At 42.9% G+C, this 6,959-nt stretch carries 7 protein-coding genes and 1 tRNA gene; 4 read left to right on the plus strand and 4 right to left on the minus strand.

Features of this window, described 5'->3' with window-relative positions; translation table 11 throughout:
* The 4 genes from HZC12_07330 to HZC12_07345 all read right to left on the minus strand — a co-directional run.
* A partial coding sequence (locus HZC12_07330; protein MBI5026522.1) for a ribose-phosphate pyrophosphokinase occupies positions 1–740 on the minus strand: 740 nt, incomplete at its 3' end.
* Positions 741–817: 77 nt separating this feature from the next.
* Positions 818–892, minus strand: a tRNA-Gln gene (locus HZC12_07335).
* Positions 893–942: 50 nt separating this feature from the next.
* The gene (gene ispE / locus HZC12_07340; GenBank protein ID MBI5026523.1) at positions 943–1,854 is read right to left on the minus strand and encodes a 4-(cytidine 5'-diphospho)-2-C-methyl-D-erythritol kinase; all 912 of its coding nucleotides are present in this window, start codon (positions 1,852–1,854) and stop codon (positions 943–945) included.
* Positions 1,855–1,995: 141 nt separating this feature from the next.
* Positions 1,996–3,720, minus strand: coding sequence for a tetratricopeptide repeat protein (locus HZC12_07345; GenBank protein ID MBI5026524.1), 1,725 nt, complete (start codon positions 3,718–3,720; stop codon positions 1,996–1,998).
* 201 nt (positions 3,721–3,921) lie between these two features.
* On the opposite strand from HZC12_07345, the gene HZC12_07350 reads away from it, so the two are divergent.
* The 4 genes from HZC12_07350 to HZC12_07365 form a co-directional block, all read left to right on the plus strand.
* Complete coding sequence (locus tag HZC12_07350) at positions 3,922–4,449, plus strand: prepilin-type N-terminal cleavage/methylation domain-containing protein (GenBank protein ID MBI5026525.1); 528 nt, start codon at positions 3,922–3,924, stop codon at positions 4,447–4,449.
* Positions 4,450–4,986, plus strand: coding sequence for a prepilin-type N-terminal cleavage/methylation domain-containing protein (locus HZC12_07355; GenBank protein ID MBI5026526.1), 537 nt, complete (start codon positions 4,450–4,452; stop codon positions 4,984–4,986). It abuts the gene before it with no gap.
* Positions 4,987–4,988: 2 nt separating this feature from the next.
* Entirely contained in the window at positions 4,989–5,597 is a 609-nt protein-coding gene (locus tag HZC12_07360) for a prepilin-type N-terminal cleavage/methylation domain-containing protein (protein ID MBI5026527.1), read from the plus strand.
* The coding region (locus HZC12_07365; GenBank protein ID MBI5026528.1) for a hypothetical protein at positions 5,597–6,959 on the plus strand (1,363 nt) is incomplete at its 3' end. The genes HZC12_07360 and HZC12_07365, both read left to right, overlap by 1 nt.

The raw sequence follows: 6,959 nt of genomic DNA on the forward strand, positions 1-6,959 counted from the left end.
CATGCCGCAAAGATATGCCTTGCCCCTTTTTCTTTTATTGCAGATACTGCCTGGGTAATAGTTCCGGCAGTATCAATCATGTCATCCAGCAGTATAGCGTCTTTACCGTCAACATCTCCAATAACATTCATCACCTGTGATTCATTTACCTTTTCCCTTCGCTTATCTATTATGGCTAATGAGACCTGAAGTCTTTTTGCAAAGGCCCTTGCCCTTTCAACACCTCCCGCATCCGGAGAAACAATGACTATCCCATCATGCAACTCTTTCCTGATGTAATCAAGAAGCACAGGGGTTGCATAAAGATTATCAACAGGGATATTGAAAAACCCCTGAATTTGACCGGCGTGTAAGTCAATCGTAAGCACCCTGTCTGTCCCTGCAGCGGTTATCAGGTCTGCTACGAGCTTGGCTGAAATAGGAACCCTCGGCTGAACCTTCCTGTCCTGCCTTGCATATCCGTAATAAGGGATAACAGCCGTAATCCTCCTGGCAGAGGCCCTTTTAAGAGCATCTACCATAAGGAGCAGTTCCATAAGATTGTGGTTAACCGGTGTGCACGTAGGTTGAATGATGAATACATCGGCTCCCCTGACATTTTCATTTATCTGAACCATTATCTCACCATCAGTGAAAGCAGAAACAGCAGCATCCCCCAGATTAATATCAAGGTAATCTGCCACCTCCTTTGCTAAGGCCCTGTTAGCATTACCTGTAAAAAGTTTGATGCCCTCTGGCATTCTGCCCTCCAAACTAAGAAATGGGAAGTTAATATCTCCTTCTTAGTTCTTTGCTCTTAGTTCTTAGTTCTATTTTTTGGCTGGGGCGGGAGGATTCGAACCCCCATATGGGAGATCCAAAGTCTCCTGACTTGCCGTTTGTCGACGCCCCAACCTCCCACTTCTCACTGACCCCGCCCCTGCTTTTGTCACTTGTCACTCGTCACTTGTCACTAATTAGTGTCTTTACCACTGCCGTCCACAAGCTCGGAATCGAGTCGTACCGACCTTTAAAAGCCTTTGAGGCATTTTCAGCGCTCTTTTTAGAATCAAAAACCCCGAAAACTGTAGGCCCACTTCCACTCATCATAGAAGCTACTGCACCTTCTTTCAGCAGCCTATCTTTTATCGCCGCAATTACAGGGAAACTCCCTCCTGTGACAATCTCGAGGTCATTGAATATGACTTTACTAAGAGTAGAGATATCTGCCTGTTTAAGTGATTGACAAAGTAGTTTAATATTGTTGTCTTTCTTTGTCAACTCAGTCCCGCCGAGGCGGGACGACTTTAAATTCCTGCCCTGATATATCTGAGCAGGCAGGTTGTTATACGCCCATGCAGTTGACACTGTTATCCCTGGCTTCACAAACAGGATATCAATCGGATTACTTGCCTTGAGCGGACTTATCTTTTCACCCCTTCCACTTACAAGTGAAAGCGGCTCGTATAGAAAAAATGGGACATCAGAACCGAGCATCTCAGCTATGGCGTGAAGTTCTTTTTGTCTGAGTTCAAGACCCCATAGCCTGTTAAGACCTATCAGGGTCGTTGCTGCATCGCTACTGCCGCCACCAAGGCCGGCACCTGCGGGGATATACTTCCTTAGATGGATTCTGGCACCGGCTTTTACGTTATAAGTTTTTCTGAGTATGGTGGCCGCCTTGAAAACAAGGTTTTCTTTAACAGGGATTTGAGAGTTAGTTGTCAGGGTTATTTCTTCAAAAGGTGCAAAGGTCAGGACATCATAGAGGGTGACCTTTTGAATAAGGCTCCGAATCTCATGATACCCATCGTCCCGTAAACCCATGACCTCCAGGAGCCAGTTTATCTTTGCAGGAGCCTTTAAAGTGAACATAGTTACTAAAAAGGACCGTAATGCGTGATGCGTTATGTGTATTTATTTTGCACGTTACTCATTACGCATTACGATTTATCCTTGAACCTTGAATCCTTACGATTATCGCAACCTTTTTTGGAGATGAGCCAAAATTAAAAATTATGGGGTTCCTTGTTTTTGAGTTTTTAATTTTAAATTTTTAATTTTTTCTTCAACCCGCTCCTTCAGTCCCTCTTCTTTCTCATGGAATTTCAAGGCCTTATTCCATTCTTCTTCGGCTTTCTCCTTATTACTAATGCTTATATAAACATCTCCAAGGTGTTCATAAATGACAGGGTCGTCCTTCACGATTTCCGAGGCCCTTTTTAGTTCCCTGAGGGCATCATTATATAGACCTTTTTTAAAAAAGACCCAGCCGAGGCTGTCTATAATATAGCCACTATCTGGTTTTATTTCTAATGCTTTCTTTACCAGGTCAAATGCCTCATCGAGGTTTATTCCTCTGTCTGCATAGCTGTAGCCGAGATAATTAAGGGCATCTGCATGTTTTGGATTAATCTCGATTGTCTTCTTAAGCTGGGCGAACATTTCGTCTAACCTGCGCGTCTTTTCATAGACAACAGCAAGGTTGAAGTTAATTTCATCATGCATCGGGAAAATAGCAAGGCCTTTTTTCAAGGTCTCCTCAGCCTTTGAGTAGTTTTTCCTCTGTATATAAGTAAGGGCAAGATAAATATATACCTCAGGTTTTTTTGTCTCAAAGCTCAGCACTTCCTCATATAATTTTATCGCCTCTTCAAACCTGTCGAGTTTGCCGTAAAGAAAACCTAAATGCAGAAACCCTCCAAGATTATTTGGCTCAAGAGCAATAACAACCTTGAATTGTTCTATAGCCTCATTGTACTTTCCCATTTCTTCGAGAATACTGCCGAGATAATACCTTGCCTTTGGGTCCTCGGGCATTGCAGCCACCACAAGCCGCAGTTCCTCTACTGCCTTCTCAAACTGTCCCTCACCCACATAGATAAGGGCCATCTTAATGTGCGCATCCATATTGTCAGGTTGCTGCCTGCCTATCTCTCTGAATTGTTCCAGTGCTTTTTCAGGAGACTTCTGTTTGATATACAGCCTGGCCAGCCTCTCCTTGGTATCTGTGTTATGAGGGTTTAATTCTATTGCCTTTTTATAATTTTCAGCCGCTTTATCAAATTTTTCCATGCCCTCATATGCAAATCCTAACAGCACATAAGAAGCCTCAAAAGTCGGCCTCAGCTCAATAGCCTTCTCAAGATGTTTTATGGCCTCCTGATAGTTTTTCTGATCAACATATACATTCCCGAGATAATAGATGGCCATTACATTATCCGGGTAAATAGCGAGCAACTGCTTCAGTAATTCTATTGAATTATCATATTTCTTATCAATGGCGTATAACGCCCCCAGGAAAAGATACGCCTCGGCCTTATCAGGGGCTATCTCTATAATCTTTTTATAAATAGCCACTGCATCGTTAAGCCTTTTTTTACTGGTATAAAGCTCTCCGAGGAGGAGAAGGGCCGGGACGTAATCAGGGTTCTCCTTCACAGTATCTTCCATTATCTTAATAGCATCGTCGATTTTATCAATTCTGAGAAGGAGATAACTCAACTGGGTTTTAAGATAAGTTGAAGCGGGGTCTTTTTCTAAAGCTAACTTATAATATTTTAAGGCATCTTCCCAGTCGCCATTAATCTCTGCCTCATAAGCAAGTATGTAATAATAATATGCCTCTTTGGGCGGATCTGACACCGGAGGCTCAAATGCTACAGGCTTTGTTGGAGTAACACAGGCTGAAATAGTAAAAAGTGTTATAAGTGCTATAATTGTTATTATCTTATTAACCATATATAAATTATTGCATAAAAACCGATTGATTGACAACCCTTTTGTAAAGGAGGGCAAAATCAAAAAAAGGGATTTAATTCAAAGGATGGCAATTACAGTAATACAATGGGGAAAGATTTACCCAAAAATCAGGCTAAGATTGATTTTATCCCCGATATATCAGGATAAAAATCTGGTATATGGATTGCTAATTTTTAATATATGAGGTTTATATTCGCATATAAAAGCAGTTCATTCGGAAAAGTTGAAAAGGGGGCAGGGTTTACCCTCATTGAGACGATCATCATTATTGCAATCATAGGTATTATTGCCGCAGTTGTGGCCCTGAGGACAACCTCTTTCAAGCTGGAGGGTGCAGCAAGAAAGGTAGCAGCGGATATAAGATATGCCCAGAAACTCGCAATATCAACTCAGACAAGGTGCGGTATAGTTTTTAGTGGAACAGGTTATACGGTATTTGAAAATGGAAATGTAGCAGACCCTGCACGGAGCCCTGGAGATGCATGCTCTGACGACGGAGCTGGTAATTTTGTGGTAGATTTTAATGCTTCTCGGTGCAGCAATTATAATGGAGTTAGTGTCTCTGCAATCACTATTGCCTTTAATTCTATAGGCACACCAGTGGACCCTGCTACAGGAAATCCTGTTGTCACCCAGACTGTAACAGTCACCTATAATGGCAGTAAGCCAATAACCATAGAAGCAGGCACAGGAAGGGTAAGCTATTAAATGAAAGTTCAAGGTTCAAAGTTCAAGGTTCAAAGTTATTTTAAAAAACTGTCTACTAATAAAAAAGGTTTTACACTGATAGAGCTTCTGCTCATAATTATTATAGTTGCGATTGCACTTCCAACCCTCCTCTGGGTTTTAGGTCAGGGTGCAAGGCAAGGAGTTGACGCTGAGCTAAGGGTTATTGCCGCTAACCTTGCGCAGGGCTTGATGGAGGAGATAAAGTCAAAGAGATGGGATGAGAATTCTCCAATACCACCTGGCGTATATTCTGCCATTGGCCCGGATGGGGAGGCAAGGACAGCATGTACTGGAACTCCATCGACTTTTGATGATGTTGATGACTATAATGGCTACTCTGAAACATGCCCATGGGGAGGGGTAAGCTATACACGAGATGTCCAGGTCTGTTATGTAAATACAGCAGATTTAAATGCCTGCGTGGCAGGGCCAAGTGATTATAAGCGCATCCGGGTAACTGTCTCAAACACAACGATTGGCTCTGTTGAGCTTGTGACTGTGGTGACAAATTACTGAAAATGAAAGTTGAAAGTTTAAAGTTAAAAGTTAAAAGTTGCTTAGAAAAACTGTTCACTGTTCACTGTTCACTGTTCACTAATAAAAAGGGTTTTACCCTGATAGAGGCCATTATTGTAATCACCATTATAGGTATCATTGCCGGAGTTACAGCAATGGTCATTACAGAAGGGACAAAGGGCTACATCTTCTCTGAAAGCCGTAACGAGGCCCTTGACCAGGCAAGGATTGCAATGGAAAGGATGACGAGGGAGATAAGGAATACGAGGGATAATCAGAGTATTTGCAATGCAACTGCAACAAATATTGATTTTTATGGATTCACAGATGATACAGCCAACCCTGTTAAACGCATAGAATTTACTCTATCTGGAACAACTAACATTCAGCGGAGAGAAAATGCAGGGACATGGTATAACCTCGCTTCAGGCAATCCAATTACTCTGACACTTACATATTATGATGCAAGTGGGAACATACTTCCTGCACCTACAGTGGGTTGCACAACCACGACCAATATTAAACGAATAAGGATAGCTATAACAGTTACCACTACCACCTCTGGCCAAAGCGTTACACTTCAGTCAGAGGTCTATCCGAGGAACCTGTGATGAAATTTATTAAGAATAAATCCGGTGTCTCAATTATTGCCACTGTCCTTGCGCTTTTAATGCTCTCTTTATTCGCAGCAGTTATTGTCACACTGATTACAACAGGAAGCGGTGTGAGTGTGCAGGAAGTGCAGGGAATGCAGGCCTTCAGCATTGCAGAAGGAGGACTGGAAAGGGCATTAGGAGGTTTTAAGTGGACTGGGACTGCCTGTGCCTTGCTTACATACAACAATATCCCCTTAGGGCTGGGAAGCTTTAGTACCACCGGAACCTTATACAATCCCTCACCTTCGACTACCTTAACTGCAAATATTTTTATTGGTACTCTTACTATCCCAGCAGTATCCACTGCAGGTTATGCCCCTTACGGAAGAATCAGAATTGACTCTGAGGAAATCGATTATTCTTATATATCAGGAAATAACTTTATTGTGGCAAAAAGGGGCGCAAATGGGACTATTGAGGCCAATCATTCATTTGGCGCATCAGTGATTCAAAACCAGTGTCTTATCCGTTCCACTGGAACCATTACCAACCCTTTTGGCAACATTCAGAGGGTAGTAGAGAAAGCAGTGGCAATAGTTCCATCAGCAGCTTTTTTAGATGGAGGCTCTGTGGCAATAGGCACTACTGAAACAAATATTGGCAGTTTAAGCACTACCTTTCCCTCTGGCAATAATCTGATTATCGTGGCAGTCTCATTACGAAAAAACACAGCTCCTTCGCGAGACATTGCTCTTGGAAATCTCAGGCTTAGAAGAGGAGGAACAACATTGGCTTCAAACCAGAGCCTGATCAGGGTTGGCGGCGGGGCAGCACCAAGCGCAACTAATTTCCCTCAAGAAACGCAATTTTTACTTTATAGAGATGTAGGGGTAGGCCCATATCCAACCTACGATGTGACTGCAATTGCCTCAGGTGCCGGCATCTCAGGTGAAGTGAAGATGATAGTTATCAATAATGCACCCAGTTCAAGTTTTCAGGACGGTGGAAATGTTGGTATTGTAACTGTAGCGGCAGGAACCACTATTCTCACACATAATTCAACAGTACCTGCAGGTAATAATGTCATTATTGCAGCAGTTCAGCTTGACAATACTGCAGGTGCAACGAGGACCATCAGTGCCGGAAACCTTGAACTCAGAAGGGGGGTAACCACACTCTCTGAAAATCAATTTGCTATTAATCTTGCCCGCAGTGGAAGGGTCAACCGCGGCACAGGAGTGCTCCTTATAGCTCGTGATGCAGGTGCACCAGCCAATCCGACCTACACTATTTGGGGCCGCGCTACGGGTGGCGGAGGAATAATGGGCGAGGCAAAGATTATTGTACTTAATGGTTTACTCAGTGCATTTCTCGACA

Source organism: Nitrospirota bacterium (genome assembly GCA_016214385.1).
Lineage (GTDB): Bacteria > Nitrospirota > Thermodesulfovibrionia > UBA6902 > JACROP01 > JACROP01.